This is a genomic window from Ruegeria sp. AE3, from assembly GCF_056542225.1.
The window spans coordinates 1,327,782-1,353,781 of the sequence record NZ_JBQFZL010000001.1 but is presented as its reverse complement, the minus strand read 5'-3'; the positions used below and the strand labels follow the sequence as shown (position 1 = coordinate 1,353,781).

At 57.7% G+C, this 26,000-nt stretch carries 25 protein-coding genes; 12 read left to right on the top strand and 13 right to left on the bottom strand.

Annotation, left to right across the window (positions count from 1 at the left end; translation table 11 throughout):
- The first annotated feature begins 236 nt into the window (after window positions 1–236).
- Window positions 237–1,043 (top strand): NAD kinase, encoded by an 807-nt coding sequence (locus ACR0NZ_RS06745; RefSeq protein WP_480517711.1) that lies wholly within the window; start codon window positions 237–239, stop codon window positions 1,041–1,043.
- Between the two features lie 249 nt (window positions 1,044–1,292).
- Here ACR0NZ_RS06745 and ACR0NZ_RS06740 read toward each other — a convergent pair whose 3' ends face one another.
- From ACR0NZ_RS06740 to ACR0NZ_RS06725, 4 genes are all read right to left on the bottom strand, one after another.
- Window positions 1,293–2,720, bottom strand: coding sequence for an amidase family protein (locus tag ACR0NZ_RS06740; protein WP_480517709.1), 1,428 nt, complete (start codon window positions 2,718–2,720; stop codon window positions 1,293–1,295).
- An 88-nt stretch (window positions 2,721–2,808) separates the two neighbouring features.
- A complete protein-coding gene (prpE, locus tag ACR0NZ_RS06735) occupies window positions 2,809–4,698 on the bottom strand; it encodes a propionate-CoA ligase PrpE (protein WP_480517707.1) in 1,890 nt (629 codons plus the stop codon).
- Window positions 4,699–4,929: 231 nt separating this feature from the next.
- Window positions 4,930–5,319: a GFA family protein gene (locus tag ACR0NZ_RS06730; protein WP_480504505.1), complete on the bottom strand. Its 390-nt coding sequence runs from the start codon at window positions 5,317–5,319 to the stop codon at window positions 4,930–4,932.
- 45 nt (window positions 5,320–5,364) lie between these two features.
- Complete coding sequence (locus ACR0NZ_RS06725; protein WP_480517705.1) at window positions 5,365–7,638, bottom strand: NADP-dependent malic enzyme; 2,274 nt, start codon at window positions 7,636–7,638, stop codon at window positions 5,365–5,367.
- Window positions 7,639–7,872: 234 nt separating this feature from the next.
- On the opposite strand from ACR0NZ_RS06725, the gene ACR0NZ_RS06720 reads away from it, so the two are divergent.
- The 7 genes from ACR0NZ_RS06720 (at window position 7,873) to upp (ending at window position 13,785) form a co-directional block, all read left to right on the top strand.
- Entirely contained in the window at window positions 7,873–8,103 is a 231-nt protein-coding gene (locus ACR0NZ_RS06720) for a hypothetical protein (protein WP_480517703.1), read from the top strand.
- Window positions 8,066–9,169 (top strand): cupin domain-containing protein, encoded by a 1,104-nt coding sequence (locus ACR0NZ_RS06715; protein ID WP_480517701.1) that lies wholly within the window; start codon window positions 8,066–8,068, stop codon window positions 9,167–9,169. The genes ACR0NZ_RS06720 and ACR0NZ_RS06715 overlap by 38 nt, the downstream gene beginning before the upstream one ends.
- A gap of 91 nt (window positions 9,170–9,260) precedes the next feature.
- Window positions 9,261–9,653, top strand: coding sequence for a cytidine deaminase (locus ACR0NZ_RS06710; RefSeq protein ID WP_480517699.1), 393 nt, complete (start codon window positions 9,261–9,263; stop codon window positions 9,651–9,653).
- A gap of 4 nt (window positions 9,654–9,657) precedes the next feature.
- Window positions 9,658–10,965 carry a thymidine phosphorylase gene (locus ACR0NZ_RS06705; RefSeq protein ID WP_480517697.1) on the top strand — a complete coding sequence of 436 codons (1,308 nt, stop codon included), beginning with the start codon at window positions 9,658–9,660 and terminating at the stop codon, window positions 10,963–10,965.
- Window positions 10,962–12,173, top strand: a complete 1,212-nt coding sequence (locus tag ACR0NZ_RS06700) for a phosphopentomutase (protein ID WP_480517695.1) — start codon at window positions 10,962–10,964, stop codon at window positions 12,171–12,173. The genes ACR0NZ_RS06705 and ACR0NZ_RS06700 overlap by 4 nt, the downstream gene beginning before the upstream one ends.
- Entirely contained in the window at window positions 12,170–13,156 is a 987-nt protein-coding gene (locus ACR0NZ_RS06695; protein WP_480517693.1) for an adenosine deaminase, read from the top strand. Before ACR0NZ_RS06700 ends, ACR0NZ_RS06695 begins: the two co-directional genes overlap by 4 nt.
- Complete coding sequence (upp, locus tag ACR0NZ_RS06690) at window positions 13,153–13,785, top strand: uracil phosphoribosyltransferase (RefSeq protein ID WP_480473547.1); 633 nt, start codon at window positions 13,153–13,155, stop codon at window positions 13,783–13,785. The genes ACR0NZ_RS06695 and upp overlap by 4 nt, the downstream gene beginning before the upstream one ends.
- Window positions 13,786–13,791: 6 nt before the next feature.
- On the opposite strand, the gene ACR0NZ_RS06685 is transcribed toward upp, so the two are convergent.
- Window positions 13,792–14,805 (bottom strand): hypothetical protein, encoded by a 1,014-nt coding sequence (locus ACR0NZ_RS06685; protein ID WP_480517691.1) that lies wholly within the window; start codon window positions 14,803–14,805, stop codon window positions 13,792–13,794.
- 148 nt (window positions 14,806–14,953) lie between these two features.
- On the opposite strand from ACR0NZ_RS06685, the gene ACR0NZ_RS06680 reads away from it, so the two are divergent.
- Together ACR0NZ_RS06680 and ACR0NZ_RS06675 are read left to right on the top strand one after the other, a co-directional pair.
- Window positions 14,954–15,889: a DMT family transporter gene (locus ACR0NZ_RS06680; protein WP_480473545.1), complete on the top strand. Its 936-nt coding sequence runs from the start codon at window positions 14,954–14,956 to the stop codon at window positions 15,887–15,889.
- A gap of 268 nt (window positions 15,890–16,157) precedes the next feature.
- The gene (locus ACR0NZ_RS06675) at window positions 16,158–16,931 is read left to right on the top strand and encodes a Hint domain-containing protein (protein ID WP_480517689.1); all 774 of its coding nucleotides are present in this window, start codon (window positions 16,158–16,160) and stop codon (window positions 16,929–16,931) included.
- A 56-nt stretch (window positions 16,932–16,987) separates the two neighbouring features.
- Here the strand turns inward: ACR0NZ_RS06675 and ACR0NZ_RS06670 are convergent, their stop codons facing one another.
- The 8 genes from ACR0NZ_RS06670 to ACR0NZ_RS06635 form a co-directional block, all read right to left on the bottom strand.
- Entirely contained in the window at window positions 16,988–19,189 is a 2,202-nt protein-coding gene (locus ACR0NZ_RS06670) for a 3-hydroxyacyl-CoA dehydrogenase NAD-binding domain-containing protein (protein WP_480517687.1), read from the bottom strand.
- A complete protein-coding gene (locus tag ACR0NZ_RS06665) occupies window positions 19,182–19,670 on the bottom strand; it encodes a cupin domain-containing protein (RefSeq protein WP_480492872.1) in 489 nt (162 codons plus the stop codon). The genes ACR0NZ_RS06670 and ACR0NZ_RS06665 overlap by 8 nt, the downstream gene beginning before the upstream one ends.
- The gene (locus ACR0NZ_RS06660; protein WP_209503248.1) at window positions 19,670–20,881 is read right to left on the bottom strand and encodes an acetyl-CoA C-acetyltransferase; all 1,212 of its coding nucleotides are present in this window, start codon (window positions 20,879–20,881) and stop codon (window positions 19,670–19,672) included. The genes ACR0NZ_RS06665 and ACR0NZ_RS06660 overlap by 1 nt, the downstream gene beginning before the upstream one ends.
- 11 nt (window positions 20,882–20,892) lie before the next feature.
- Window positions 20,893–21,531, bottom strand: a complete 639-nt coding sequence (locus ACR0NZ_RS06655; protein ID WP_480473540.1) for a glutathione S-transferase family protein — start codon at window positions 21,529–21,531, stop codon at window positions 20,893–20,895.
- A gap of 279 nt (window positions 21,532–21,810) precedes the next feature.
- The gene (locus tag ACR0NZ_RS06650) at window positions 21,811–22,023 is read right to left on the bottom strand and encodes a hypothetical protein (protein ID WP_209503252.1); all 213 of its coding nucleotides are present in this window, start codon (window positions 22,021–22,023) and stop codon (window positions 21,811–21,813) included.
- 55 nt (window positions 22,024–22,078) lie between these two features.
- Complete coding sequence (locus tag ACR0NZ_RS06645) at window positions 22,079–23,860, bottom strand: acyl-CoA dehydrogenase C-terminal domain-containing protein (RefSeq protein ID WP_480517685.1); 1,782 nt, start codon at window positions 23,858–23,860, stop codon at window positions 22,079–22,081.
- A gap of 42 nt (window positions 23,861–23,902) precedes the next feature.
- Window positions 23,903–24,304, bottom strand: coding sequence for a MerR family transcriptional regulator (locus ACR0NZ_RS06640; RefSeq protein ID WP_209503256.1), 402 nt, complete (start codon window positions 24,302–24,304; stop codon window positions 23,903–23,905).
- Between the two features lie 270 nt (window positions 24,305–24,574).
- Window positions 24,575–24,943, bottom strand: coding sequence for a MerR family transcriptional regulator (locus ACR0NZ_RS06635; protein WP_267364662.1), 369 nt, complete (start codon window positions 24,941–24,943; stop codon window positions 24,575–24,577).
- Window positions 24,944–25,058: 115 nt separating this feature from the next.
- Between ACR0NZ_RS06635 and ACR0NZ_RS06630 the strand changes: the two genes are divergently transcribed.
- Both ACR0NZ_RS06630 and ACR0NZ_RS06625 read left to right on the top strand, forming a co-directional pair.
- Window positions 25,059–25,478, top strand: a complete 420-nt coding sequence (locus ACR0NZ_RS06630; protein WP_480517683.1) for a PaaI family thioesterase — start codon at window positions 25,059–25,061, stop codon at window positions 25,476–25,478.
- Window position 25,479: 1 nt separating this feature from the next.
- Complete coding sequence (locus ACR0NZ_RS06625; RefSeq protein WP_480517681.1) at window positions 25,480–25,998, top strand: PaaI family thioesterase; 519 nt, start codon at window positions 25,480–25,482, stop codon at window positions 25,996–25,998.
- The last annotated feature ends 2 nt before the right edge of the window (window positions 25,999–26,000 follow it).

The window sequence follows — 26,000 nt, the reverse complement described above, 5'->3', positions numbered from 1 at the left end:
CTCGATCTCGTCGCGCTGACGACCCAGCTCAGACCGGATCGAGCCAAAAAGCTCAGGATCGCGGTCCGACAAGGACTGGGTGAAAAATCCGGTGTCACGAAGATTGGCGTTCATTGGCGCTCCACATGGCTGGGTAAAATCTTGCGGATTTCCTATCGGAAACGCCACTTTCGCAAAAGGCTTAAAGCGACGATTTGGCCTGCTGCGGCGTCAAGACTGGCCTATTGGGGAAAGGTATGTTTGTTTCGGAACCAAATGTGCAACACCGGAAACCACAAAACATGAAAAAGAGAATCGCCTTTCTCGCCAGTGAGGTCAAAGTGGCGCAAACGGCGCGCGACATCCTGGTGGCCAAACATGGTAACGTGGCACCTCGGGACGCAGATATTGTGGTTGCATTAGGTGGGGACGGCTTCATGTTGCACACCCTGCACAACATGCAGCATCTTGATACTCCGGTCTACGGGATGAATCGCGGCACGATCGGCTTTCTGATGAATGAGTATCACGAAGACGACCTGATGGCGCGGCTGGAGGATGCCGAGGAAGAGGTTATCAACCCGTTGGCCATGCAGGCGATGGATCAATCTGGAAAACTGCACGAGGCGCTGGCGATCAACGAAGTGTCATTGCTGCGTGCCGGTCCTCAGGCAGCAAGGCTCAAGATCAGCGTAGACGGCCGGGTGCGCATGGCCGAACTGGTCTGTGACGGGGCGTTGCTTGCCACGCCTGCGGGATCGACCGCCTACAACTATTCCGCGCATGGGCCGATTGTTCCGATTGGCGCTGACGTTCTGGCCCTGACACCCATCGCGGCGTTTCGCCCACGGCGGTGGCGCGGTGCCTTATTGCCGAAAATGGCGAAAGTCAGGTTCGATGTGGTCGAAGCTGACAAGCGCCCGGTCATCGTGGCCGCCGATTCCGTTTCTTTCCCGGATATAGACTGGGTCGAGATCAGGTCGGAACCAGCCATTGCGCACCGTATCCTTTTCGATCCCGGCCATGGGTTGGAAGAACGCCTAATATCCGAACAATTCACATAAAATTAGGATTCCCCAAATTTTTCTCACGCCTGTGTGAAGCAGTTCACAGGAATTCCCTTAACGATTGGCTAATGTGAACTTGCCCGGAGAACGCGCCAAGGTGGGAGTGAGTGGCCACCTGAACGGTGTTTTCGAATGGTTGCGCAGATTTTGCGCTGGCGAGGGTGGGTGGTGCTACGCTCGTCATCAGAAATCCGGGCTTATTTTAGCAGCTGGACCCCGGGCACAATGACCCGGGGTCTATTTTTGCTACATATGATCCCAAAGCGGCAAACACATCTGTCCCACGCGGGCTTCTATCGCGGCGGCGGCATCCACGGCCAGATCCTCGCGCCAGCGCTGTGCCGCGATCTGTACGTTGATAGGTTGAGGCCCTTTGGGAAGATTGGCCAGCCGCGACGGAACGCAAGCTGCTGGCAGTCCTAGAAAGTTCATCGCATAGGAATAGACAGCGCATCCCAAAACATCATGCACGCCTTCCGCGCCTTCGGTGTCCCGGTCAGGTTTGAAAAATGGCTGTGGCAGGAAAGGAGACAAAACCAGCGGGTAGTCCTGCATAAACAGGGACCATTCGCGTGCATAATGGCTGCGCTTGGCCAGCATCCGAACCAATTCTGTTTCAACGATGGGCGGGAACTCCTGAAAGTAGACGTCAAAGATGTCGCGGATGGTTCTGGAACCAGCGGCTTCAATGTCAGATTTCATCAGGGTCAGCACTTCGCCCATCAAGGTCCGATACCCGATCCGGCCACATTCAAAGACATCGGGCGGATCGACCTCTTCAACGACGTACCCTGCATCGACCAGCGCATCGCGCGCAGTGTCGAGGGCTTTTTCGACCTCGGGGTGCAGGGCATAGCCGAAGGTGTTCTTGGTGAATGCCACCTTGATCGGCTGGTCAAAACTCTCGCCGTGCCAGGGCATTGGAACGTGGAATGGGTCCCGCGCATCGGTGGCGATCAGGCTGGGCATGGACAGGTGCAGATCCGCAGCCGACCGGGTGATCAGGCCCTGAACCGACATTGACTGCGCCAGCAATCCGCGTTCGGCCTTCTGACTTGGGTTCCACGCGGGAACGCGTCCCAACCCCGGTTTGACCGTCACGGCACCGATGGCGGCAGCCGGAAAGCGCAGGCTGCCGCCAATATCGTTGCCATGGGCCAGAGCACCGACACCCGCCATCACGGCGGCAGCAGCGCCACCGGATGATCCCCCGGGTGAAATGTGCCGTCCCCACGGGTTGAACGTGCGCCCATGCAGGGGGTTGTCGGTGTCGGCCCTGAAGGAAAACTCGGGCGTATTCGTTCGCCCGATCACAATGGCCCCCGCTTTTTGCAAGTTGCTGACCACCGGCGCGTCATCCGGTGCAATCACATCCTTCAGCGCAATGACACCGTTGGTGGTCGCGTGGCCTTTTTGATCGACATTCACCTTGATTGTTACCGGAACTCCATGCAGCGGGCCGGTCGGCTGACCACGCTCCCGTGCAGCATCTAGCGACTGCGCGCGTTCCAGGGCCTCGGTGCGCAAATCTTCGACGACTGCGTTCAGCGCGGGGTTCACCGCGTCCATGCGATCAATCGAGGCCTGAACCGCCTCGGTTGCACTCAGATCGCCGCGTCGGGTCAGGGTGGTCAGCTCTGTGGCGCTGAGACGCCAGATATTGGTATGTGTCATGGGCCCTCACTGTCTTACAGCGACAGTAGGGGCCCAGATTCAGGTTGCAAGGGCGGACATGGTATGGGCGGCCGATGCCGCCCGATGGTTACTTTGCGTAACCAATTGTCTGCAACGCCACCTTGATCTCATCAAGGATGGCAGGATCGTCAATTGTTGCAGGCATTTTGTAATCCTGACCGTCTGCAATCGACACCATCGTGCCGCGCAGGATCTTACCGGAACGGGTCTTGGGTAACCTGTCGACAACAACAGCCAGTTTGAAGGCGGCCACCGGCCCGATCTTTTCCCGAACCATTTTGACGACTTCCTGAACCACATCGCCATGATCCCGTGTGACACCAGCATTCAGGCACAGGAAGCCGACCGGCATCTGCCCCTTCAGTTGGTCCGAAACACCGATTACCGCGCATTCTGCCACATCGGGGTGGGCGGCCAACACTTCTTCCATCCCACCCGTCGACAGGCGATGGCCCGCTACGTTGATGACGTCATCGGTGCGCGCCATTATGTAGAGGTACCCGTCTTCGTCAATCATCCCGGCATCGCCGGTTTCGTAATATCCGGGGAAGTGTTCAAGATAAGATTTCTTGAACCGTGCTTCGGCATTCCACAGTGTTGGCAAGGTGCCTGGGGGCAGGGGCAGTTTAACCGCGATGGCACCCAGTTCACCGGCCTTCATCGGGTGACCGCCTTCATCCAGAATTTGCACGTCATAACCCGGCATCGGTTTTGCGGGCGAGCCCAGCTTGACCGGAAGCTCTTCGATACCCAGCGGGTTTCCGGCAATGGCCCAGCCGGTTTCGGTTTGCCACCAATGGTCGATCACCGGAACCTTCAGCGCGTTTTGTGCCCAGATAATTGTGTCAGGGTCAGCCCGTTCGCCTGCCAGATAGAGGGCCTGTAGATGAGACAGATCGTATTTGGCGATCAATTCGCCTTTTGGGTCTTCTCGTTTGACGGCGCGGATGGCTGTAGGTGCGGTGAAGAAGCTTTTGACCTTATGTTCCGAGATCACGCGCCAGAAGGTGCCCGCGTCCGGGGTGCCGACTGGCTTGCCCTCGAACACAATTGTGGTGTTTCCATGGATCAGGGGCGCGTAGCAGATATAGGAGTGTCCCACGACCCAGCCCACGTCGGAGGCTGCCCAGAATACGTCACCCGGATCGACGTTATAGATATTCTTCATCGTCCAGTTCAGTGCCACAAGGTGTCCGGCAGTGGGGCGCACGACCCCTTTGGGTGCACCCGTAGTGCCAGAGGTGTACAGGATATAAGCCGGGTCATTGCCATCGACCGGTACGCATTCAGCCGGTTCGACACCGTATTGGAAGCCATGCCAGTTGAAGTCGCGCCCTTCAATCAACTGAGCGACTTCTTGTTCCCGCTGGAAGATCACACAAAAATCAGGCTTGTGGTTAGCCAGGTCGATCGCGCCGTCAAGCAGGGGCTTATAATGAACCACGCGGCCCGGCTCCATCCCGCAGGACGCGGCGATGATTGCTTTGGGTTTGGCGTCGTCGATGCGCACAGCCAGTTCGTTGCTGGCAAACCCGCCGAACACAACTGAATGCACGGCGCCGAGGCGGGCACAGGCCAGCATTGCCTCAAGCGCTTCGGGGATCATCGGCATGTAGATAATGACACGGTCACCTTTCTCGACACCCTTTGCGCGAAGCGCGCCGGCCAGAGTGGCCACGCGGTTGCGAAGCTCAACATAGGATATCTCGCGCTTGGTGTGGGTGATGGGGCTGTCATAGATGATGGCGGTTTGTTCACCGCGCCCGTTTTCCACATGACGGTCTACGGCATTCCAACAGGTATTGACCCGCGCGTCGCTGAACCATTCGTACAAGGGCGCATTGTCGTCGAACAGTGCCTTGCTGGGGGCCTTGACCCAATCGATCCCTTTTGCGGCGTTCATCCAGAACGCTTCGGGGTCAGTCTTCCAGCTGTCATAAACGTCCTGATACGCCATCTCGTCCTCCTCACAACGGCCTGGACATTGTGTTAGGTTGCAGAAAACATCCGGGCAAGCGCGACGCATGACGACGCGTCAGTTTATCGCAAAAAATTTGCAGATCAGCGGAATATGACTTGCAAATTTTTGCAAAATCGCAGGTGTAGCAGAGTTTTCATCGCCGCAGTGCGAAGATTTGCAAAGTTGCAAACTTTTACATGCAAATCTTGGGCTCCTCCGGGAATCATCTCAACCAGCCGTTTTGGCGTAACGTGGCAGCTTGTCCTGAAGGTTCAGCCAGGGCAGGTGATCGGCGTGGAACACGTGAAACTGTGGTGGCAGGGTTTCCGGTTCGTCCAGCGTTGCGGTGTAAAGATGTATGTTCACCCTATCGCGCGCTGTGCGATAGGCCATCTGGGTTCCGCAATTGCCACAAAAAAGACGTTCGACCCCTTCAGATGAACGATAGATCTTTGGTGCCTGACCCAGCCATCTGACTGCTTCATGCGGCAGTCCGAAAAAAGCCGTGACCGGCGCGGCGCAGTTTCGCCTGCAATCTGAACAGTGGCAATAACAGCTCCATGCGGCTTGGGCATCGCTTTCCCAATGCACGGCGTTGCAGTGGCAATGTCCTTTCATGCGCTTCCCCCCTGTTGACAGGGGCGCCAGCCAGGCCGCCCCAGGTTAACCGTAATGCGCCACGGGTGTTCCTGCAATCGCCGCCATGTTCAGCAGACCGCGCGCGGTGATGGATGGAGTAACAATATGGGCCTTGTTGCCCATTCCCATCAGGATCGGGCCAACTTCAATCCCGTCCGCCTTCATCTTCAGAATATTGCGCACGCCGCTGGCCGCATCTGCGTGGGCGAATATCAGAACGTTGGCCGCTCCCTCCAATCGCGACGCCGGGAAGATGCGCGCCCGCAGGTCTGCATCCAAAGCCGCATCTACGTTCATTTCGCCTTCGTAGACAAAATCGCGCGGCTGCCGATCAAGGATTTCCAGCGCCGCCCGCAGCCGTTTGCCTGATCCTTCAGCCTGATTGCCAAATTGCGATTGCGAACAGAAGGCGATCTTGGGCTCGATCCCGAACCGGCGAACATGTCGCGCAGCACCAATGGTGGTTTCTGCCAGTTCTTCCGGCGACGGCAATTGCCGGACATGCGTGTCGGCGATGAACAGGGGGCCATCTTCCAGGATCATCAGGGACAAGGCACCATGCGGGCGCAGGTTGCCCTCGTCAAGCACCTGCTCAACATAGTTCAGATGCCAGCGATATTCGCCGAACGTGCCGCAGATCATGCTGTCCGCTTCGCCACGATGCACCATGATCGCACCGATGGCTGTTGTGTTGGTGCGCATAATCGCCTTGGCCAGATCCGGCGTCACCCCACGGCGCTGCATAATCTGGTGGTAGGAAGTCCAATAATCGTAATAGCGCGGGTCGTTCTCCGGGTTAACGATCTGACAGTCCTTGCCCGGACGAATGGTCAGCCCCAGCTTTTCACACCGGGTTTCGATCACATCGGGTCGCCCGATCAGAATTGGCGTTTCCGTCGTCTCTTCGAGAATGGCCTGCGCGGCTCTTAGAACCCTTTCATCTTCACCTTCGGCAAAAACGATGCGACGGGATGCGACGGCCGCAGCCTCGAACACAGGACGCATCAGAAGGGCAGATTTGAAGACAGTCTGGTTGAGCTTTTCCTTATAGGCGTCAAAGTCGTCGATAGGGCGTTTTGCAACACCGCTTTCCATGGCGGCTTTGGCGACCGCCGATGACACCACGCCCACAAGACGCGGGTCAAATGGTTTTGGGATCAGGTAATCCGGGCCAAAGGTCAGTTGCTCGCCCTTATAGGCAGCCGCGGCTTCGGCGCTTGTGGTTGCGCGCGCCATCTCAGCGATACCATCCACGCAGGCAATCTGCATCGCGTCGTTGATCTCGGTCGCGCCGACGTCCAATGCACCCCTGAAGATAAACGGAAAACACAACACGTTGTTGACTTGATTGGGAAAATCGCTGCGACCCGTGGCGATGATTGCGTCTGGTGCCACTGCGCGCGCGTCCTCTGGCAGGATTTCCGGCGTCGGGTTGGCCAGGGCGAAGATGATCGGGCGGCTTGCCATTTTCCGGACCATGTCAGGCTTCAGAACATTTGGTCCGCTGAGACCTAAAAACAGATCAGCCCCACTGATCACATCGTCCAGCGTCCGCAAGTCCGACTTCTGCTCGAACTGTGACTTGTGCGGGTTCATGTCCTCGGCCCGTCCTTCGTAGACAAGCCCGTGAATGTCGCACAGCCAAATGTTTTCACGTTTCACGCCCAGCTTGACGAGCATGGTCAGGCACGCGATCCCGGCGGCCCCGCCACCGGTTGACACGACCTTGATGTCCTCAAAAGACTTTCCGGCCACATGCAGCGCATTCTTGGCCGCAGCCCCGACCACAATGGCAGTTCCGTGCTGGTCATCATGGAAAACCGGGATGTTCATACGTTCACGGCAGAGCTTTTCGACGATAAAGCAATCGGGGGCCTTGATGTCTTCAAGGTTAATGGCGCCAAATGTCGGTTCAAGGGCACAGACGATATCCGCCAGCTTTTCGGGATCGGGCTGATCGACCTCGATATCAAAACAATCAATGCCTGCGAATTTCTTGAACAGAACGGCCTTGCCTTCCATAACCGGCTTCGACGCGAGTGCCCCGATATTCCCCAGGCCGAGCACGGCGGTGCCGTTTGACACCACAGCAACAAGGTTACCGCGCGCGGTGTACCGCTCGGCATTGGCTGCATCGGCCTTGATTTCAAGGCTGGCCTCCGCCACGCCGGGCGAATAGGCGCGGGCCAGATCGCGACCGTTGGCCATCGGTTTGGTGGCCTTGATCTCAAGCTTTCCGGGTTTGGGGAATTCATGATATTCGAGCGCAGCTTGTCGCAGGCTGGGGGTGTCAGACATCGGCGATTCAGCTCCCATTGAGAATTTGATTTAGCCTTAAACTATTTATTTGAACTTGGCTACGCTACGTAACTCTGCCGTGATGTCGCAACCAGAATCCGGATTGGTATTGTCTGAGTTCTTTTGCATCTTTTCACATTGCGACGTCCAAGATCACTCTGGCAAGGCCGTCGTGACATTCAGGACTGATGACGTGGCTGGTAACCAACGAGGGATCAGTAGGTTGGATGTTGGTTGCAGCGATGCTGGGCAGTTGTTGTCGCCCAGATTTTGGTCGAGTTCACCGCGCTGAACGGCGGCGCTTTATCCGTGATCATTGAAATGCGGTTCTTCGCTGTGGAAGAAATGCCAGGGATGTTCTTTTCGGTTGGCATTTTGGCGTCTGTTCTGATCGGATGGCCAAAGTTGCAATTCGAAGAGAATACTGATGACCAAGACATCCGATCTGGCGAAAACGCACGCTGAGATTCGCCTGCCCACGCGGGAAATTCGCGACGACATCCCCTTTTACACGAAAAAACTGGGGATGAAGATGGACATGATCTATCCCGCTGACGATCCGCGCGTCGCGGTGTTTTCGGGGCATGGCGTGCGGTTGCGCATTGAAAAAGACGCACCGGAAAGCCCTGGTACCTTGCGTATTCTGACGGATAATCCGTCTGATTACGCGGGTGGTGAACGCGTTCTGGTGGCCCCAAATGGCACCCGGATCGAAATTGAAGAACGAAATCCGCCACTGGTGATGCCAGAGACCGTGCATTCCTTTGTCGTGCGCAGGCTCAAGGATCAGGCCCCTTGGATCATCGGTCGGGCCGGGATGCACTATCGCGATCTGGTGCCGGATCGGCTGGGCGGGTCGATCATCGCCAGTCATATCCGCATTCCCGATGGCGGACCGGTCCCGGACATGGTGCATTTTCACAAGGTCGGGTTTCAGCTGATCTTTTGCATCCATGGCTGGGTGGATGTGGTCTATGAGGATCAGGGCGAGAAAATGCGCCTGACAGCGGGGGACTGCTTTATTCAACCACCGGAAATCCGGCACCGTGTTCTCGAAGCCTCTGATAATGTTCAGGTCATCGAGATTGGAGTGCCGGCTGAGCATGTCACGGAAATCGACCATGACATGATACTTCCCACTCCGCACATCCGCCCGGACCGCGAATGGCAGGGGCAACGTTTTGTCTATAATCAGGCCAAGGGTGCCGAGTGGATGCCCTTCCGTCTTCCGGGTTACATCTGCCGCGACACCACGATTGCCGAGAACACCAAGGGCGTCGCTGGGGTGCAGGTTGTGCGCAAAGGATCGGGTGATCCGGAATGGGCCACCCATGACACCGACATTCACTTTATCTTTGTAATGGACGGAGAGGTCACCCTGGAAGGAGAGGGGCGCGATCCCTACCGGCTGGAGCAAGGGGATGCGTTCGTCATCCCACCTGGGATGCGCACACGGCTGTCCGACCCAACAGACAATATCGAATTGTTGGAAGTCACCTTACCCGGTACCTTCAACACAACGCTGGGCTAAGCAAAAAACACGGGTCGGGGGCTTCAATTTCCCCGCCTTAATACGTTAGCGTACAAATTTCTGACCAGATGATCAAAAATAGGGAATCGCCATGTCGCTGAAAGACGCTGCCTTGTCTGTCCGGGAAAACGCCTACGCGCCATATTCGAACTTCAAAGTTGGCGCAGCGCTCCGGTCTTCTTCGGGCCAAGTCTTTTCCGGGTGCAACGTCGAAAATGTGGCCTATCCCGAGGGCACCTGCGCGGAAGCAGGTGCAATTGCCGCAATGGTGGCCTCGGGTGAGCAGGAACTGACCGAAGTCTACGTGGTTGCCTCCAGCCCTCAGCCTGTGCCGCCTTGCGGTGGATGCCGTCAGAAGCTGGCCGAGTTTGGCAAGCGCGATGTAAAAGTTACTCTGGCAACCGTCGATGGTGCGGAGTTTGAGACAACCATCGGAGATTTGCTGCCGGGTGCGTTTGACGCGTCGCACATGGAGGATGTCTGAACGCATGGACGCCCGTTCAATCATAGCCAAACTGCGCAGGCATGACGTACCGGGCCGCGACGAGCTGATCTGGTTCGCGCAGGGATTGGCGGACGGCAGCGTCAGCGATGCGCAGGCCGGGGCGTTTGCCATGGCCGTCTGTATGGGCGGGCTGGGTCCTCAGGGGCGTGCGGACTTGACGATTGCGATGCGCGATAGCGGCGATGTTCTCAGTTGGGATGTGGACGGACCGGTGATTGACAAGCACTCGACCGGCGGGGTCGGGGACTGTGTCAGCCTTGTGCTTGCTCCGGCGCTGGCGGAATGCGGTGCGTTTGTTCCGATGATCTCGGGCCGGGGTTTGGGGCACACGGGTGGAACGCTTGACAAGCTCGAGGCGATTCCGGGGGTCAGCACTCAGATCAGTCAGGACCGACTTGCGCAGATATTGCGCGAAACGGGCGCGGCTATCGTCGGCGCGACGGGCCAGATTGCACCGGCGGACAAGCGGCTTTATGCGGTTCGGGACGTGACGGCGACGGTTGAAAGTCTGGATCTGATCACAGCATCAATCCTGTCCAAAAAGCTGGCGGCCAGCCCGGATGCGTTGGTTCTTGACGTCAAGGTCGGCAGCGGTGCCTTTATGAAAACAATTGAGGATGCTCGTAAGCTGGCCACAGCATTGACCGAGACTGCAAACGCGGCCGGGTGCCGGACTTCGGCGGTGATCACCGACATGAACCAGCCTTTGGCACCGGCGCTGGGCAATGCACTGGAGGTCGCGGAAGTGATGAAGGTTCTGACCGGTCCGGATGCTTCGCCTCTGGTGGACATATCTTCCGAGTTGGGCGGCGTCCTGTTGGCCGATGCAGGCATGTGCAAATCGGTCGAGGAGGGGTGCGAGCAGATCGCCGAGATCATCCGTGACGGTCGCGCCGCCGAACGGTTTGGTCGCATGTTGGCTGCGGTTGGTGGTCCTGTGAAATTTGTCGATACCTGGACCCGTTTCCTTCCTGAGGCGAGCGTTATTCAGGAGGTTCCTGCTCCCGAAGACGGTTACATCTCCTCCATCGACGGTGAGGCGCTGGGCCTTGCGGTCGTCGCGCTGGGTGGCGGCCGTCAGGTCGAAAGCGATGAGATCGATCCGGCAGTAGGAATATCTAACATCCTCAGGCTGGGGGATCGTGTGTCCAAAGGTTCACCGATTGCCGTGGTCCACACTGCGCGGGAAGGCGCCGCTCGGCGCGCGGCGGAAACTGTGCTGAGCGCGATGACGATCAGCGATACAGCTCCCAAGCGTCCCGATCTGATCCACGAAAGGATCAGCGTATGAGCCGTGCATTCCTTGTGGTTATGGATTCCGTCGGAATAGGCGGGGCACCCGACGCAGATCAGTTTTTCAACGGTGATGTCCCGGATACCGGGGCAAACACGCTGGCCCATATCGCCCAAGCCTGCGCGGAAGGCCGTGCAGAAGAGGGGCGCACCGGCCCTTTGCACCTGCCCAATCTGGACGCGCTGGGTTTGGGCGCGGCTGTGCGGCTGGCGTCTGGAGAGGCCACTCCGGGCCTCGATGCCGAACCCGCTGGACTATGGGGCTGCGCGCGTGAGCATTCGCCCGGTAAGGACACGCCCTCAGGCCACTGGGAACTGGCGGGCCTGCCGGTGCCCTGGGATTGGCATTACTTTCCGAACACGGTTCCGGCTTTTCCAACGGAACTGAGCCGCGCGGCAGCCGAAGCCGTCGGGACCGAAGGCATTCTTGGCGACTGCCACGCGTCCGGAACAGCGATCATTGCCGAGCTGGGCGCCGAGCATATGCGCACCGGCTGGCCGATCTGCTACACATCCGCTGACAGTGTATTTCAGATCGCGGCTCATGAGGAAAGCTTTGGGCTGGAACGGTTGCTGGACATGTGCCGCGCGCTTGCTCCGCGTTTGCATCAGATGAAAGTCGGGCGTGTCATTGCGCGCCCCTTTGTCGGAACGCCTGAGACGGGGTTTGATCGGACGACCAATCGCAAGGATTTCGCCATTCTGCCCCCGGCACCGGTGCTGACCAATTGGGTGCAGGATGCAGGGCGGCGGGTTCATGCTGTAGGTAAGATCGGCGACATCTTCTCGATGCAAGGGATCAACACGCTGCGCAAAGGGTCGGATGCCCAGCTAATGCAGCACCTGTCTGACCTTGTGGACGAGGCGGAAGAGGGCAGTCTGGCCTTCGCCAACTTTGTCGAGTTCGACAGCCTGTACGGACATCGCCGGGACATCAGCGGATATGCGCGTGCGTTGGAATGGTTCGACCGCGAGATGGGAGAAGTCCTTAAGAAGCTTCACCCGGGCGACCTGTTGCTGTTGACTGCTGATCATGGCAATGACCCAAGCTGGACCGGAACAGATCACACCCGTGAACAGGTTCCGGTTCTGATTGCGGGGCAGGGTGCGGGACAGATCGGGCAAGTGGATTTTGCCGATATCGCGGCCAGCATTGCCCATCATCTGAATATTCCGGCGCAAGGGCCGGGAAGGAACTTTTTATGAGCGTTGCAGACCTGCCCAAAATTGAACTGCATCTTCACCACGAAGGTGCAGCGCCTCCGGCCTTCATCCGCCAGCTTGCGCATGAAAAACGGGTGGATCTGAGCGGTATCTTCAAGGCGGACGGGTTGTATGATTTTCGTGATTTCGCGCATTTTCTGAGCGTGTACGAAGCCGCTTGCGAAGTTCTGAAAACGCCCGAAGACTTCCGGCGGCTGACATTGGCCATTCTTGAGGAAAGCGCTGAAAATGGCGTGGTTTATTCCGAGACATTCCTCAGCCCTGATTTTTGCGGCGGTGGCGACCTGCATGCGTGGCGGGATTATCTGAACGCCATTCAGGATGCGGCAGACGAAGCCGAGCGTAAATTCGGTATCACCTTGCGCGGTGTCGTTACCTGTGTCCGCCATTTTGGCGCCGAACAAGCCAGGCGAAGTGCCCATTGTGCGGCCGAGACCGCCGGAAACTGGATCACCGGTTTCGGCATGGGCGGCAACGAATCCATCGGCACGCAGGGCGACTTCAAATGGTCTTTCGATTGTGCCCGCGAAGCCGGGCTGCGCCTGACCACGCATGCAGGTGAGTTTGGCGGTCCGGACAGTGTGCGCGACGCTGTGCGCGATCTGGGGGTTGAGCGTATCGGGCACGGCGTCCGCGCCATCGAAGACCTTGATCTTGTTCGTGAACTGGTTGACCGGGATATCACGCTTGAAGTGTGTCCGGGTTCGAATGTGGTTCTGGGCCTTTTCCCGGATTTTGCTGCCCACCCCATCGCGAAACTGCGCGATGCGGGCGTAAAGGTTACGGTTTCCACCGACGATCCTCCGTTTTTTCACACGACCATGCGGCGGGAATATGAGATGTTGAACGCGGCTTTCGGTTGGGAGACTGGGGATTTTGCGGCAATGAATGAGATGGCCCTGAATGCGGCCTTCTGCGATGAAGACACCCGCGCGCGGGTCAAGAAAAGACTGGAGAACACATGAGCGAACATCTGACCGTCGTCGATCACCCGCTGGTGCAACACAAGCTGACGCTCATGCGGGACAAGGGCACCTCGACCGCCGGGTTCCGGCAGTTGTTGCGCGAAATCACATTGCTGCTGGCCTACGAGGTCACGCGCGACATTCCCTTGACCACGCGCAATATCGAAACGCCGATGGAAGAGATGGACGCCCCCATTCTGGCAGGTAAGAAAATGGCGCTGGTGTCAATCCTGCGCGCCGGAAACGGGATGCTGGATGGGGTGCTTGAACTTGTGCCTTCAGCACGCGTCGGTTTCGTGGGGCTGTATCGCGACGAAGAAACGCTGAAACCCGTACAGTATTATTTCAAGGCCCCCGAAAGCCTGAAGGACCGTTTGGTCATTGCGGTGGATCCAATGCTGGCCACCGGCAACAGCTCGGCCGCGGCCATTGACCTACTGAAAGAGGCCGGGGCGACGGATATTCGCTTTCTGTGCCTGTTGGCGGCACCCGAAGGTGTCGCGCGGATGAAAGAAGCGCACCCAGACGTGCGTATCGTCACAGCAGCGCTGGACCGCGAGTTGAACTCGAAAGGCTACATCATGCCCGGTCTGGGGGATGCCGGTGACCGGATGTTCGGAACCAAGTAACCCGGTTTATTCGCCGCAAATATTCTGTAGCCGGACCCAGTCGCGGTCCGGCAGCACCTGTTCCAGCGCCCTTCCCGCCATTGGATCCGCTTCGATCAGGCCAAGAACGGTTTCGCCGGTCACATCACGGGCATAGGCGTAGGGGGTTGAGGGAAGCGCGCTTTGCGAGAACATCGCCAGCAAATCGTCATCAGAAATGGCCGGGCGGGGCTGTGACAGGACCTGCTCGGTATATTTGTCGATAATCTCGGACGTCAGTCCGCCGGTTGTCAGCAGTCTAAAGGCAGAGGTTGCACCGGTTCTGTCCAGCAAGTCATCCAGCGGGTCTTTGTGCGCGGTCCGCGCCCGTTCAGCAATCACATAGCCCGCTGCGACCGCAGGGTCTTCGTAATCCTCTACCAAAGCACGGCTTAGCAGGACTGTGCCGCCAGGCAGGCTGAGGCTGTCCTGAACGCCTGCGGGCAGAATGATGATCTGCCGTACGCCGGTGCGCCGGGCCAATTGTTCCAGTGAATCCCGAGCATCCCGCGACGTACAGGCCCGGCCCGAGACGCGCTCGATCCGATGCAAGATCATATCGCCGATTTCTTGCCGTTTAACTTGGGGCACGACCGAGACAACATGGTTTTGCAGCGCACCGGGCAGCCAGAACAGCAACAGCGCCAGCACAGCGGCCACGACGCCTCCGACACTCAGCCAGCGCAAACGCCCCGGGTGGGGGCGGGACCGATCTATAGCGCGCTGCAATCGGTCGATCGCTTCAAGCATCGTGGTTTCGGATTCGGCCAGCTCAAGCGTTTCATCCGGATCACCGTCCGGGTTGAATATGGCCGGAAAGGAACCGGGGTTCTGGCGTTCAAGTGCTGCCAGCGACCAGTGGGTCAGTGCCCTGTCATTGAAATCGGAAATGGTCAGGGTGGCTTCGCCGATAGACACCACAACCTCGCGCCGCTGTTCATCGGGCGAGGGGCGCCACAGACCGGTGGCTTCGATCCGCTGGTACTGTTTCAGGGCCGTCATCTGGGTGGGTCTGCTCGAATTTGTTTTGCCGCAGCTTAGCATGGTGAAATCGCAGGGCGCAAACCTGTTGCGCAGTCATTGCGAATTGTGCTGGATACCCGAAAGGATCGAGACTGTCGGCCCACGATCACAATCAGGACACGACTTCATGCAGGCGCATTCCTCATCTTCTGCTGTGCTGGCTTCGGCCCTGATGGTCAGTGCCATGGCAATTATCGGCGTCATCGACAATGTTGTGATCCTTTTGGCCGAAACCGTCGGGCTGTGGCAGTTCCATCTGACCCGTGCACTGTTGATGCTGCCGCTGATAGTTGGCCTGTCGTTTCTGGGGCTGGGCGGGTTGAGGCCCGTGCGGTGGGGTCCCGTCATTTTGCGCAGCGTTCTGATTACCACGGCAATGCTGTTCTATTTTGCATCCCTTGCCATGATGCCTATTGCACAGGCGTTGGCAGGGTTGTTCACCTCACCGATTTTTGTGCTGTTGATCTCCGCTCTGGTGCTCAGGCAACCAATAGGGCCGTGGCGCATACTGGCAGTACTGATTGGATTTACTGGCATCCTTCTGGTGCTTCAGCCAAACCCCGGCGATTTTGACCTGCGCACGTTGGTGCCCGTGGCGGCCGGGTTTTTCTATGCCCTCAGTTCGATCCTCACACGTACACATTGTTCTCAGGAAAGCACTGTGGCCATGCTGGCCGTCATGGTCATTACGCTGGGTTTGGCCGGTGCGATGGGGCTCACGTTTCTGACAATCTCGCCGGTCGTTACGGCAGACGGTGCCGAGGGGTTTGTTACGCGTGGATGGGTCTGGGATATGGGGCCTGCCATACCGTGGCTGGTTACTCAGGCTATCGGTTCTACAATCGCGGTTTTCATGCTGATCAAGGCGTATCAGGTGGGCGAGCCGTCTTATGTGGCGGTGTTCGAGTATTCTGTCATGATTTTCGGCCCGCTTTTCGCTTTTGTGGCCTTTGGACAAACCATTGGCGTCTTTCAGATTTCGGGCATCCTTATGATTGCGTCAGCGGGTCTGTTGCTGGGGTGGCGCGCCAGCCGATCATCTGACCAGCAAAAAGTTGCCTGACGCGATTGGGTCGTATGTACGCCTAAGCCAGACCGTTTTGTTATTTCCGTATCCAGTGAAACGCCGTGGATTCGGAGGATCGACAAATGGCATTCGTTTCAGAAATGGCAAAAATGCTCGGTGAGCTTTCTGGAGTGTTCACGAAAACCCTCGGTAATTACGCGGAATTGGTCAAAAATGGGCGCAAATATGTCTGAAATGTGACGGGCAGAATTTTTGGTGTTAGCTCATTGGCATAACCGTTTTGTGCCAAAAGGGGGTAAGGCACGTGTCCGAAGTAACAAGTATTTCTGTTTATCTGGATCAGCTGCCAGAAGTTGATCGAACCAACAAAAAACAGGCGGTAAATGCGCGCCGTGGCGGGTTTTTGCACGGCACCAAGATCGCCACGACTGCAGGGTGGAAGCCGGTCGAACGGATCGCGGTAGGTGATCTGGTTCGAACCCTCGATCATGGGTTCAAAGAGGTTCGGCGCATCTCAATAAGCGTTGTGGTCATTCCGGCCGATGAGCGCCGGGTCGAGTTCCTGCCGATCCTCGTGCCTGCCCACGCCGCATATAACGGGCGAGCTGTCTGGTTGATGCCCGAACAGGGCATGGCGCTGAACCTGTCCCGGATCAACGCCAAGGCCGATGGACCTTCGGTGTTGCCCGCGCGTTTGCTGAACGGAGCCGGTCGCCTGACGTCACAGGCACCGGGGTCGTCTTTTGAAGTGTTTTCCTTGTTCTTTGATGATGATCAGGTGATCTTTGTCGAAGGCGGATTGCAGGCCTATTGCCCGTCCGGTCGCTTCAACATGCGCGGCGCAACTACGGGAACACGGTATGAAGTCGCGACCGAAGAGGTTGCCTCCGACCTGATCCATTCGCTTATAAGCAGAGGCGATATGTCGGCTCTTGCTAACCCATTGGGTGCGCTGCCTGCACCCATTCCCCAGGAACCGATATTTCCGATCCGCCCGCCATTTGGGGTCAGGCGACCGGGTCGACCGGGACGCCCAAGCGCGCCGGTTCTGTTCCTGCGGCCCGAATGGCAGATCTAACCAAACACTGACAAGAACGATGCGGGCGCATGATGACATGCGCCCGCGTCATTGGATTAAGCGGCTTTTGCTTCGGGGTTGAAGCGACCGTAGAAGCTCTGACCTTTTTCTGCCATCTCGCGCAGCAGCGGCGGGCAGGCAAAGCGTTCGCCGTATGTCTCAGCCAATTGATCACAACGCTCGGCCGCATAGGGCGTGCCGATGATGTCCAGCCAGCTGAACGGACCACCCGACCACGGGGCAAACCCCCAGCCCAGAATTGCACCGACATCGCCCTCGCGGATGTCTTCCAGAACACCTTCTTCCAGTGCGCGGACCGCTTCCAGAACCTGAGCAAACATCAGACGTTCCTGCACTTCGATCAGGTCAGGCTGGTCATCGGCAAGCGGATACTTCTCTTGCAGGCCCTTCCAGTATTCGACGCGCTTGCCCTTTTCGTCATAGTCGAAGAAACCCGCGTTCGCCTTGCGACCCAGACGGCCCTGTTCCTCCATCCAGAAGATCAAATCGTCCGAGGGGCTTTCCGGATAGGCATCGCCCATCGCCGCCTTTGTCGCGCGGGCGATCTTGGCACCCAGATCAATCGAGGTTTCGTCGGTCAACTGGATCGGACCGACCGGGAAACCCAACTGCCGCGCGGCGTTGTCGATCAAAATGGGGCTGACGCCTTCAGTGACCATGCGCGCGCCTTCGTTGATATATGGAATGATGCAGCGGTTTGCGTAGAAGAAACGCGCATCGTTGACCACGATAGGGGTCTTGCGGATCTGACGCACATAGTCCAGCGCCTTGGCCACGGCACGATCCCCGGTTTCCTTGCCCTTGATAAGCTCGACCAGGAACATCTTCTCGACCGGTGAGAAGAAGTGGATGCCGATGAACTGGTCTGCCCGCACCGAGGCTTTGGCCAGATCGCTGATCGGCAGGGTCGAGGTGTTCGATGCAAAGATGCAGTCCTCGGGGATAATCGCCTCGACCTTCTTGGTCATCTCAGCCTTGACGCCCATGTCTTCAAAGACGGCTTCGATAATCAGGTCACACCCTTTCAGGTTGTCCAGATCCGGCGTCGCGGTGATGCGACCCAGCATGGCCTCTTTTTTCTCAGCCGTGACCTTGCCGCGCTTCATGCCTTTGTCGAGATAGGTATCGGTATAGGCTTTGCCTTTGTCCGCAGCCTCCTGGTCGCGGTCGATCAGAACCACTTCCATACCGGCCTGCGCCGAAACCAGGGCGATACCAGCCCCCATCATGCCCGCGCCCAGAACACCGATCTTCTTGACCGACTGATCCGGGACACCGGCGGGGCGCACGGCGCCTTTTTCCAGCGCTTCCTTGTTCAGGAACAGCGACCGGATCATCGCACCTGACGAAGGGTTCATCAGCACGGACGTGAACCAGCGCGCTTCGATTTTCAGCGCGGTGTCGAAATCCACCAGAGCGCCTTCGTAAACCGCGCTCAGCAGAGCCTTGGCTGCCGGGAAAGCCCCTTGGGTCTTGCCGTTCACCATCGCCGACGCGCCAACGAAGTTCATGAAGCCTGCAGGATGATAGGGGGCGCCACCGGGCATCTTATAACCCTTCGCGTCCCATGGCTTGACCAGATCGGTGTCCTTGGCGTTCAGCACCCATTCCTTGGCTGCTGCCATTGGATCGGCTGCAATCTCGTCGATATAGCCTGCGCCCTTGGCTTTCTTGACGTCCAGCATCTTGCCTTCCAGCAACAGCGGAGCCGCGGCAATGGCGCCAACTTTGCGGACCATGCGGGTGGTGCCGCCCGCACCGGGGAAGATGCCGACCATGATCTCGGGCAGGCCGTACTTCGCCTTTGGGTTTTCAGCCGCAAAGATACGATGGGTGGACAGCGGCAGTTCCATACCGATGCCCGCAGCGGTCCCCGGCAGAACTGTAGCAATCGGCTTGCCACCTTTCTTGTTCTTGGGGTCCATGCCAGCCAGTTCGATCTTGCGCAACAGGGCGTGCATTTTCATCGTTCCCTCGAACAGACCCTTGGCCGGATTGTCGCCCGCCTGTTCTTTCATCACCGCCAGCAGGTTCAGATCCATGCCGCCCGCAAATGACCCTTCCTTGCCCGAAGTAACGATGATGCCTTTCACCTCATCGTCGGCCAGCGCCTGATCGATGCAATCGCTCAATTCTGCTAGCCCATCAAAGGACATCACGTTCATGGTCTTCCCGGGCACGTCCCAGGTGATCGTGGCGACGCCGTCTGCGTCTTTGTTCAGAGTGAAATCAGTCATTGTCATCTCCAATCTGGTCAGCCGTCAGCGGGCTGCCATCTTTGCGTGTGAAGGAGAATCCGTTCTCATCAACCTTCACCATCATGTCCATGTCGCTGTAATAGCCGGTCTCGGTCGGGGTCCGTGTGCCCACCACCAGAAAGGTCATGGGCGCATCGGTCTTGTTCACAAGATGATGGCCGTTGGCCTCACCTGCGGGCCAGGCAGCGCAATCGCCGGGCTGCATCTCGTGCTCGCCATCATCATCGACCAGCGTGCACGAGCCGGTGAGGATGATGGCAAACTCGTCCTGCTTCATGTGGTAATGGCGCAGCGAGGACAGGCCCTGCGGTTCCAGCCGCACGATGTTGACCCCGTATTGGGTCAGCCCGCCCGCATCGCCCACCCGCTGCGCGAAGCGACCTGCGGTCGCTTCGGCCAGCTTGCCGGGATAGGCCGAGCCGCCCTGAAACGGGATCTGAGAAAGATCCAGCTTGGGCATCAGACGCGCTCGATAATGGTTGCCGCACCCATGCCGGATGCAATGCAAAGCGTGGCCAGACCGGTTTCCTTGTCCTGACGCTCAAGCTCATCCAGCAGCGTACCGATGATCATCGCACCCGTGGCACCCAGCGGGTGACCCATCGCGATCGAGCCACCGTTGACGTTGACCAGTGCAGGATCGACATCAAATGCCTGCTGGAAACGCAGCACGACCGAGGCGAAGGCTTCGTTCACTTCAAACAGGTCCAGATCGCTGATCTTCATGCCATTGTCGGCCAAAATCTTCTCGGTCACCGGTACCGGGCCGGTCAGCATAATGGTTGGATCGGTGCCAATCTTGGCGGTGGCCTTGATGCGAGCACGCGGCTTGAGGCCGTATTTCTCGCCAAATTCCTTGTTGCCGATCAGAACAGCAGCGGCTCCGTCCACGATGCCCGAGCTGTTGCCTGCATGGTGGATGTGGTTTACGCGTTCAAGATGGGGGTATTTCAGCATCGCAACCTTGTCGAAGCCAGGCATCTGTTCGCCCATCATTGCGAATGACGGGTTCAAAGCGCCGAGGCTCTGCATATCGGTGCCCGGACGCATGTATTCGTCGCGGTCCAGAATGGTCAGACCGTTTTGATCCTTGACGGTGATCACGGATTTTTCAAACCGGTTGTCGGCCCATGCTTCCGCAGCACGCCTTTGCGATTCAACCGCCAGCGCATCCGCGTCATCACGGGTAAACCCATATTCGGTCGCGATGATGTCGGCCGAGATGCCCTGAGGTACGAAATAGGTCTCCATCGCCAGCGAGGGGTCAACAGCGATTGCTGCACCGTCGCTGCCCATGGCCACGCGACCCATCATCTCGACACCGCCTGCAATATAGGCATCGCCCGCGCCACCTTTCACCTGGTTTGCGGCCAAGTTCACGGCTTCCATGCCCGAGGCGCAGAAACGGTTGATCGCCAGACCTGGGATCGACTGGTCGAGGTCGGACGCCAGAACGGCCGAGCGCGCCAGACAGCCGCCTTGCTCCATCACTTGCGTGACGTTTCCCCAGATCACGTCTTCGACAGCGTGACCTTCCAGGTTGTTGCGCTCTTTCACCGCGTTCAGGGTCAGGGCGGACAGGCGCACCGAGGTTACCTCGTGCAGGCTGCCATCCTTGCGGCCCTTGCCGCGCGGCGTGCGCAGGGCGTCATAGATATAGGCTTCGGTCATGGGTCTTCTCCTCAAGCTCGATCCGACGGGTTGCCGGGCATCAGGTCATAGGGGTGTTTCCAGCCGGGCTGTTCGGACAAGCGGGTCAGCCAGGCGTCGATATGGGGCCAGTCGGCACGGTCAAAACCGAATGGTTCAGGGTAATACAGATAGCCGCAGCAGCTAAGGTCGGCGTTGGTCACGCCGTCGCCGACGATCCAGTCGCGGCCGTCCAGGTGGTTGTTCAGGATCTCATAAGCCGCCTTCAAACGTCCTTTGTTGAATGCAATGACATCGGGGTTGCGGTGCTGCTCGGGTAGGAAATTGATCAGGAACCGCGTCAAACCAGCCATGGAGCTGAGTTTGTGATTGTCCCACAAAACCCAACGCAGAATATCGTAGTTTTCTTCCCGGTCCTTGCCACCGAACTTGCCGGATTTCTCTGTGACATAGGCCTGAATCGCACCGGATTGGCTGGTGCGAAAATCTCCATCGACAAGAACAGGTGCCTCACCCAACTCGTTTACATCAGCACGATATTCCGGCGTGCGGGTTACACCTTTGAAGAAATCGACAAAGACCGGTTCCCACTCCAATCCGGACATTTCCAGAGCCAAAGCAGCTTTGTAGCTGTTTCCACTTTCTCCGAAGCAATGAAGTTTGATGGTCATGTGCTCGCCCCTCCCAAGGCGCATTTGGCTAGGCCGGATTTGAGTATTTTTGAAAAGATGAAGGGCAGTAGGTAACCTTTCATCAACCATCTTCGTATTCAGTGGTCGTGCAGTACAGGCTGGAGAGCCGATGACCGCAAAAGGTGAAGTCGTTCCTGTCCTGATGGCGAGTGCGCCCGGTGGCAGGGACGCATCGCCGCTTCATCTTTTCACAAATACTCCCGCCGGAGGCGTCCGGCATTCAAATTAAAGGCGCCGTTGAGTTTTCTCCGCAGCAGTTCACCTCTTCCGTGCCTCAAGTTCGGAATTGAAGATGCGTAGGCGGTGGGTCAGGTTCTCCTCATCAATCACGCTGTTGAAATTCTCGAACAAGAAAGACAGCGCCTCGCCTTCATCCAGACCAGCATCCCGCGCGAACGCTTTGAGTTTGCGATACCCATCTTCAGTCATCGCAACCGGAAAGCGGCGGGTCAGGCGAAAACGTTTTGGCATTTGGTCTCCTCCGGTAAGCTGGGTCCGGGCGGTGTTGCCCGGACCCAGACTGAGTTCAGAAGTTCGCCGCGTCTAGTGCCATTACCGTGTCCGCACCGGTCTGAATGCGCGCAAGATGCATCGCTGTCGCTGGCAGGCGGCGCGCCATGTAGAAGCGACCGGTGTTGATCTTGGTCTCGTAGAACTCTTTGTCCGACGCATTACTGTCCAGAGCGTTCTGCGCGGCCTTGGCCATTTGCGCCCACATCAGACCCAGGCAAACATGGCCGAACATGTGCATGAAGTCATAGGACCCGGACAGTGCGTTATTCGGGTTCTTCATGCCTTCCTGCATGAAATACATGCCTGCGGCCTGAAGATCCTTGGACGCGGCCTTCAGCGGTTCGATGAAGGCTTTATCGTAAGCTTCGTCCTTGCCGCCGTTTTCTTTGCAGAAGCTTTTGACCATCTCGAAGAAGGCCATGACGTGTTTGCCGCCATCCTGCGCCAGTTTGCGACCCACAAGGTCAAGCGCCTGAACGCCATTTGCGCCTTCGTAGATCATCGCGATGCGGGCGTCGCGGGTGTATTGTGACATACCCCATTCTTCGATGTAGCCATGGCCACCATAGACCTGCTGCGCCTGAACGGTCATGTCGTAACCTTCGTCGGTCAGGAAGCCTTTGATGACCGGAGTCAGCAACGAGATCAGCCCGTCTGCATCCTTGTCTCCCGCGCGGTGCGCCTTGTCGATCATTGTCGCGCCCCAAAGGATGAACGCGCGTGCGCCTTCGGTAAAGCTTTTCTGATCCATCAGGTTGCGACGGATGTCAGGATGCACGATCAGAGGATCGGCCGGACCATCCGGATTTTTGACACCGGTCACATCGCGACCCTGCAAACGGTCTTTGGCGTATTCCAGAGCGTTCTGATAGGCCGCTTCGGCTTGCGACAGGCCCTGCATGCCCACACCCAGACGCGCTTCGTTCATCATGGTGAACATGGCGCGCATGCCCTTGTGCTCTTCGCCCAGCAGCCAGCCGGTGGCTTCGTCATAGTTCATGACGCAGGTCGAGTTGCCGTGGATGCCCATTTTCTCTTCGATCTTTCCGACCGATACGCCGTTGCGTTCGCCCAGGCTGCCGTCTTCGTTCACAATGAATTTGGGCACAATAAACAGCGACACGCCTTTGATGCCCTCGGGGCCACCTGGGATCTTGGCCAGCACCAGGTGGATGATGTTGTTTGCCATGTCGTGGTCGCCGGCCGAGATAAAGATCTTCTGGCCGGAAATCTTATAGCTGCCATCACCCTGCGGTTCTGCCTTGGTACGCATCAGGCCCAGATCGGTGCCACAATGCGGTTCGGTCAGGTTCATGGTGCCGGTCCATTCACAGCTGACCATGTTGGGCAGGTATTTGTTCTTCTGCTCGTCTGTCCCGTGCGCCAGAATGGCCGAGGCTGCGCCATGGGTCAGGCCCTGATACATGGTGAAAGCCTGGTTGGAGCCCGAGAACATCTCTCCTACGGCTGTGCCGATCACGTAGGGCATGTTCTGGCCACCATACTCTTCCGGCATGTCGAGGCCAGTCCAGCCACCTTCCTTCATCTGCTCGAACGCGTCTTTGAACCCGGTAGGTGTGTACACAATGCCGTTTTCCAACCGGCACCCTTCGGTGTCACCAACAACGTTCAAAGGATGCAGGACGTTGGCGGCAACCTTGCCTGCTTCTTCCAGAACTGCGCCGGTGAATTCGGCCTCCAGTTCATCATAGCCGGGGATGTCCGACTGCGAGACTTTCAGAACATCGTGCAGAATGAACTGCATGTCTTTGGTTGGCGCGTTGTAAACGGGCATGTGAAGCTCCCTTAATTCATATGTCCGGAAAGCAGGGCGAGGTTACTCGGCCGCCTTCTTTTCCTGTTTCATTGAGGCGATGACTTTCTCGCCCCAGCGCAACTGCTCTTTCAGATCGTCGATGGCCTGCGTCAGCTCTTCGCGGCGCGATTCCATGTCAGCCAGACGTTCGCACGCGATTTCATAAGTGCGATTCATCTGGGTGACCTGTTGATCGCCCACATGGTAGAGATCCAGCAGCTGTCGAATTTCCTCGAGGCTGAACCCAAATCTTTTTCCGCGCAGGATCAGCTTCAGCCGCGCCCGGTCACGTTTGGTGAACAGACGTTTTTGGCCTTCGCGGATCGGGAACAGTAGTTCCTTTGCCTCATAGAACCGCAAGGTGCGTGGTGTGACATCATAGGTCTCGCACATCTCGCGAATGGTCATCACATCTTCGGTCATTCGTCATACTCTCGTCACTGGCGTCATGAGACATGAGTTGCGCAGTTGGTGGGTGCTTTACAACATGTGAGTGACGTTTACGTAATCCAGACGCTGCGTCACTTTTTAGTTGACGTAACATCCGTGCACGTAAGCGGTTTCCGACGTAATTTTGTTACCGTCGCGTCAACTAATTTCCGGCATGAATAAACGGGTGCCTTGAAGGGGATGCGCACCGGTTTTGACAGGTTCTGCCACCTGCAATGTTTGGTTGTGAAATATCGGAAAAGGTTATTCCAGCGACTTGGCCGTTTGGTCGCGCAGGCTTTTGAGTTCGTCCATTGCCTCATCCAGCTGCTGTCGCTGCTGCTGAAGCTCACTCATCTGGCGGTCCGCCATTTCGACAAAGGTGGCCATCTGGGCCTCGTTTCCCTGATCTTCATAGATCAGTAGCCATTGGCGAATCTCTTCTAGAGGAAAACCAAACTTTCGGCCGCGCATGATCAGTTTCATCCGCGCGCATTCCCGGGCCCCATAAAAGCGCGAACGCCCTTCGCGGTCCGGTTGCAAAAGCTCGATATATTCGTAGTAGCGCAGGGTGCGCGGCGTCACGTCAAACTCGGCGCACATTTCTTTGAATGACAAACGGTTGTTGGACATTCCCGGTCTCCTCGTCAGCAACCTAGGCGGTCCCGATCCCAAGCGCAACAGGCAGGCTTGCTCTTTACCGGAACACCGGCTCATAAAGGCGGTGCAGAGAACAGGACGCATACCCATGGTCGATAAGACAGTTTTAGCCCGCCAGTTTATCGAGGCGATCCCCCATGCGCGGGCATTGAACCTTACGCTCACGCAGATCGGCGAAGGTGAGGCTGAGATAACCTTGCCCTACAACGAAGACCTGATCGGGGATCCGCGCACAGGGGTGATACATGGGGGGGCGATATCCACGATTCTGGACACCTGTTGTGGTGCTGCGGTGATGAGCCACCCGTCGGGCCCCGGAGGAACCGCAACAATCGATCTGCGGATAGACTATATGCGCGCGGCGACGCCAGGTCAGACGATTACTGCGCACGCCGTCTGTCACCATATCACGCGAAACGTTGCCTTCGTGCGGGCCACCGCAATGGACAACGACACGGATCTGCCTGTGGCGACTGCCTCGGGCTCTTTTACGGTTGAAGGGAAGTAATATGCCAAGACCTCGTCCCGAGCCGATGCAGGTGGTCAAGCAGCGCCGCGATGCAGCCCTACGCGCGCTTGTCGACGGCGTACCGTATATCCGTTTTCTGAACATCAGTTTTGACAGGCGAGGGGATGAGCTGACCGGCGTTTTGAATTTCGATAACAAGCTGATCGGCAATCCGTTTCTGCCTGCAATTCATGGCGGCGTAACCGCTGCCTTTTTGGAGGTGACAGCCGTTATCACGCTGAGCTGGGAACACATATTCCCAAGTATAGAAAACGGTGAGATCGATGCAGATGCCATCGTGTCAGACGAAAGCATCCGGTTTCCGAAGACGATCGACTTTACCGTCGACTATCTGCGTTCCGGCTTGCCGCGAGACGCCTATGCGAGGGCGTTTATCAGCCGGTCCGGGCGGCGTTACGCCTCGGTACGGGTTGAAGCCTGGCAGGACAATCATGCGAAACTGTTTGCGCAGGCCTCCGGGCATTTCTTGATGCCGCAACCTGCCAGAGACAAGAGCTGACC

Coding starts and splice junctions, on each gene's coding strand:
- ACR0NZ_RS06715 (WP_480517701.1), top strand. CDS start 8,066: ATGACCAAGACATCCGATCTGGCGAAAACGCACGCTGAGATTCGCCTG.
- ACR0NZ_RS06745 (WP_480517711.1), top strand. CDS start 237: ATGTTTGTTTCGGAACCAAATGTGCAACACCGGAAACCACAAAACATG.
- prpE (WP_480517707.1), bottom strand. CDS start 4,698: ATGGCGTATCAGGACGTTTATGACAGCTGGAAGACTGACCCCGAAGCG.
- ACR0NZ_RS06680 (WP_480473545.1), top strand. CDS start 14,954: ATGCAGGCGCATTCCTCATCTTCTGCTGTGCTGGCTTCGGCCCTGATG.
- ACR0NZ_RS06700 (WP_480517695.1), top strand. CDS start 10,962: ATGAGCCGTGCATTCCTTGTGGTTATGGATTCCGTCGGAATAGGCGGG.
- ACR0NZ_RS06695 (WP_480517693.1), top strand. CDS start 12,170: ATGAGCGTTGCAGACCTGCCCAAAATTGAACTGCATCTTCACCACGAA.
- ACR0NZ_RS06660 (WP_209503248.1), bottom strand. CDS start 20,881: ATGACCGAAGCCTATATCTATGACGCCCTGCGCACGCCGCGCGGCAAG.
- ACR0NZ_RS06655 (WP_480473540.1), bottom strand. CDS start 21,531: ATGACCATCAAACTTCATTGCTTCGGAGAAAGTGGAAACAGCTACAAA.
- ACR0NZ_RS06705 (WP_480517697.1), top strand. CDS start 9,658: ATGGACGCCCGTTCAATCATAGCCAAACTGCGCAGGCATGACGTACCG.
- ACR0NZ_RS06650 (WP_209503252.1), bottom strand. CDS start 22,023: ATGCCAAAACGTTTTCGCCTGACCCGCCGCTTTCCGGTTGCGATGACT.
- ACR0NZ_RS06645 (WP_480517685.1), bottom strand. CDS start 23,860: ATGCCCGTTTACAACGCGCCAACCAAAGACATGCAGTTCATTCTGCAC.
- ACR0NZ_RS06625 (WP_480517681.1), top strand. CDS start 25,480: ATGCCAAGACCTCGTCCCGAGCCGATGCAGGTGGTCAAGCAGCGCCGC.
- ACR0NZ_RS06635 (WP_267364662.1), bottom strand. CDS start 24,943: ATGTCCAACAACCGTTTGTCATTCAAAGAAATGTGCGCCGAGTTTGAC.
- ACR0NZ_RS06670 (WP_480517687.1), bottom strand. CDS start 19,189: ATGACTGATTTCACTCTGAACAAAGACGCAGACGGCGTCGCCACGATC.
- ACR0NZ_RS06665 (WP_480492872.1), bottom strand. CDS start 19,670: ATGCCCAAGCTGGATCTTTCTCAGATCCCGTTTCAGGGCGGCTCGGCC.
- ACR0NZ_RS06640 (WP_209503256.1), bottom strand. CDS start 24,304: ATGACCGAAGATGTGATGACCATTCGCGAGATGTGCGAGACCTATGAT.
- ACR0NZ_RS06685 (WP_480517691.1), bottom strand. CDS start 14,805: ATGACGGCCCTGAAACAGTACCAGCGGATCGAAGCCACCGGTCTGTGG.
- ACR0NZ_RS06710 (WP_480517699.1), top strand. CDS start 9,261: ATGTCGCTGAAAGACGCTGCCTTGTCTGTCCGGGAAAACGCCTACGCG.
- ACR0NZ_RS06730 (WP_480504505.1), bottom strand. CDS start 5,319: ATGAAAGGACATTGCCACTGCAACGCCGTGCATTGGGAAAGCGATGCC.
- ACR0NZ_RS06740 (WP_480517709.1), bottom strand. CDS start 2,720: ATGACACATACCAATATCTGGCGTCTCAGCGCCACAGAGCTGACCACC.
- ACR0NZ_RS06725 (WP_480517705.1), bottom strand. CDS start 7,638: ATGTCTGACACCCCCAGCCTGCGACAAGCTGCGCTCGAATATCATGAA.
- upp (WP_480473547.1), top strand. CDS start 13,153: ATGAGCGAACATCTGACCGTCGTCGATCACCCGCTGGTGCAACACAAG.
- ACR0NZ_RS06630 (WP_480517683.1), top strand. CDS start 25,059: ATGGTCGATAAGACAGTTTTAGCCCGCCAGTTTATCGAGGCGATCCCC.